The sequence below is a fragment of the Lacihabitans sp. LS3-19 genome (genome assembly GCF_024343575.1).
Classification (GTDB): domain Bacteria; phylum Bacteroidota; class Bacteroidia; order Cytophagales; family Spirosomataceae; genus Leadbetterella.
Window position 1 is genome coordinate 1 of the sequence record NZ_RJUA01000067.1, and the last position, 2,021, is coordinate 2,021.

General features: G+C 31.5%; 4 protein-coding genes. All 4 read left to right on the plus strand.

The genetic code is table 11. From position 1 onward, the window contains the following. Positions 1-264: 264 nt before the first annotated feature. The 4 genes from EGI22_RS15320 to EGI22_RS15335 all read left to right on the plus strand — a co-directional run bounded on the left by EGI22_RS15320 (position 265) and on the right by EGI22_RS15335 (position 1,785). Complete coding sequence (locus EGI22_RS15320; protein WP_255069303.1) at positions 265-564, plus strand: GIY-YIG nuclease family protein; 300 nt, start codon at positions 265-267, stop codon at positions 562-564. Between the two features lie 107 nt (positions 565-671). Further along, positions 672-971, plus strand: coding sequence for a GIY-YIG nuclease family protein (locus EGI22_RS15325; RefSeq protein ID WP_255069303.1), 300 nt, complete (start codon positions 672-674; stop codon positions 969-971). A 107-nt stretch (positions 972-1,078) separates the two neighbouring features. Further along, on the plus strand, positions 1,079-1,378 hold the full coding sequence (locus tag EGI22_RS15330) for a GIY-YIG nuclease family protein (RefSeq protein WP_255069303.1): 300 nt from the start codon (positions 1,079-1,081) through the stop codon (positions 1,376-1,378). Positions 1,379-1,485: 107 nt separating this feature from the next. Then, on the plus strand, positions 1,486-1,785 hold the full coding sequence (locus EGI22_RS15335; protein WP_255069303.1) for a GIY-YIG nuclease family protein: 300 nt from the start codon (positions 1,486-1,488) through the stop codon (positions 1,783-1,785). Positions 1,786-2,021 lie beyond the last annotated feature (236 nt).

Here is a 2,021-nt window from a genome sequence, read left to right on the forward strand (position 1 = left end):
AGATTGGAATTTATTTTTAAAAATCCCAACTGATAATTATGCCCATGCCATTCGACTAGAGAGAAAAATCAAATCTATGAAAAGCTCAAAATACATTTCCAACTTGAAAAAATATCCAGATTTAATTACTAAAATTTTAGAAGAAACAAAGAATTAAGCAACTGACTCTCCCGAAAGCTTTCGGGACAGTAGGTGCCTGGTTCGATCCCAGGTGGGCCCACAAACCTCTTCAAATTTGAAGAGGTTTTTTTTATGCTATTTTTCATGAATGATATTTGCTGTTACATCTTATTTTCAGAAAAAATCAATAAATTCTATATTGGTGCAACTCAGTCTAATTTAGAAATAAGAATTAAGAATCACAATTCACATTTTTATCAAGGCCAACACTTCTCAAATTCTGCTGAAGATTGGAATTTATTTTTAAAAATCCCAACTGATAATTATGCCCATGCCATTCGACTAGAGAGAAAAATCAAATCTATGAAAAGCTCAAAATACATTTCCAACTTGAAAAAATATCCAGATTTAATTACTAAAATTTTAGAAGAAACAAAGAATTAAGCAACTGACTCTCCCGAAAGCTTTCGGGACAGTAGGTGCCTGGTTCGATCCCAGGTGGGCCCACAAACCTCTTCAAATTTGAAGAGGTTTTTTTTATGCTATTTTTCATGAATGATATTTGCTGTTACATCTTATTTTCAGAAAAAATCAATAAATTCTATATTGGTGCAACTCAGTCTAATTTAGAAATAAGAATTAAGAATCACAATTCACATTTTTATCAAGGCCAACACTTCTCAAATTCTGCTGAAGATTGGAATTTATTTTTAAAAATCCCAACTGATAATTATGCCCATGCCATTCGACTAGAGAGAAAAATCAAATCTATGAAAAGCTCAAAATACATTTCCAACTTGAAAAAATATCCAGATTTAATTACTAAAATTTTAGAAGAAACAAAGAATTAAGCAACTGACTCTCCCGAAAGCTTTCGGGACAGTAGGTGCCTGGTTCGATCCCAGGTGGGCCCACAAACCTCTTCAAATTTGAAGAGGTTTTTTTTATGCTATTTTTCATGAATGATATTTGCTGTTACATCTTATTTTCAGAAAAAATCAATAAATTCTATATTGGTGCAACTCAGTCTAATTTAGAAATAAGAATTAAGAATCACAATTCACATTTTTATCAAGGCCAACACTTCTCAAATTCTGCTGAAGATTGGAATTTATTTTTAAAAATCCCAACTGATAATTATGCCCATGCCATTCGACTAGAGAGAAAAATCAAATCTATGAAAAGCTCAAAATACATTTCCAACTTGAAAAAATATCCAGATTTAATTACTAAAATTTTAGAAGAAACAAAGAATTAAGCAACTGACTCTCCCGAAAGCTTTCGGGACAGTAGGTGCCTGGTTCGATCCCAGGTGGGCCCACAAACCTCTTCAAATTTGAAGAGGTTTTTTTTATGCTATTTTTCATGAATGATATTTGCTGTTACATCTTATTTTCAGAAAAAATCAATAAATTCTATATTGGTGCAACTCAGTCTAATTTAGAAATAAGAATTAAGAATCACAATTCACATTTTTATCAAGGCCAACACTTCTCAAATTCTGCTGAAGATTGGAATTTATTTTTAAAAATCCCAACTGATAATTATGCCCATGCCATTCGACTAGAGAGAAAAATCAAATCTATGAAAAGCTCAAAATACATTTCCAACTTGAAAAAATATCCAGATTTAATTACTAAAATTTTAGAAGAAACAAAGAATTAAGCAACTGACTCTCCCGAAAGCTTTCGGGACAGTAGGTGCCTGGTTCGATCCCAGGTGGGCCCACAAACCTCTTCAAATTTGAAGAGTTTTTTTTTATTAATAAAGTTAAGGTAAAAGTTAATGCCTTAATTTCCCCTTTTTTTTAGAACTTTGTACTGTAAATTTTCTCCAAAACATTTTAATCTATTTTGACAAACAAACGCAAAATATTCAATGATCCAGTTTATGGTTTCATA

Excerpts from the sequence above, each read along its gene's own strand:
- EGI22_RS15335 (WP_255069303.1), top strand. The coding sequence starts at position 1,486 with ATGAATGATATTTGCTGTTACATCTTATTTTCAGAAAAAATCAATAAA.
- EGI22_RS15320 (WP_255069303.1), top strand. The coding sequence starts at position 265 with ATGAATGATATTTGCTGTTACATCTTATTTTCAGAAAAAATCAATAAA.
- EGI22_RS15330 (WP_255069303.1), top strand. The coding sequence starts at position 1,079 with ATGAATGATATTTGCTGTTACATCTTATTTTCAGAAAAAATCAATAAA.
- EGI22_RS15325 (WP_255069303.1), top strand. The coding sequence starts at position 672 with ATGAATGATATTTGCTGTTACATCTTATTTTCAGAAAAAATCAATAAA.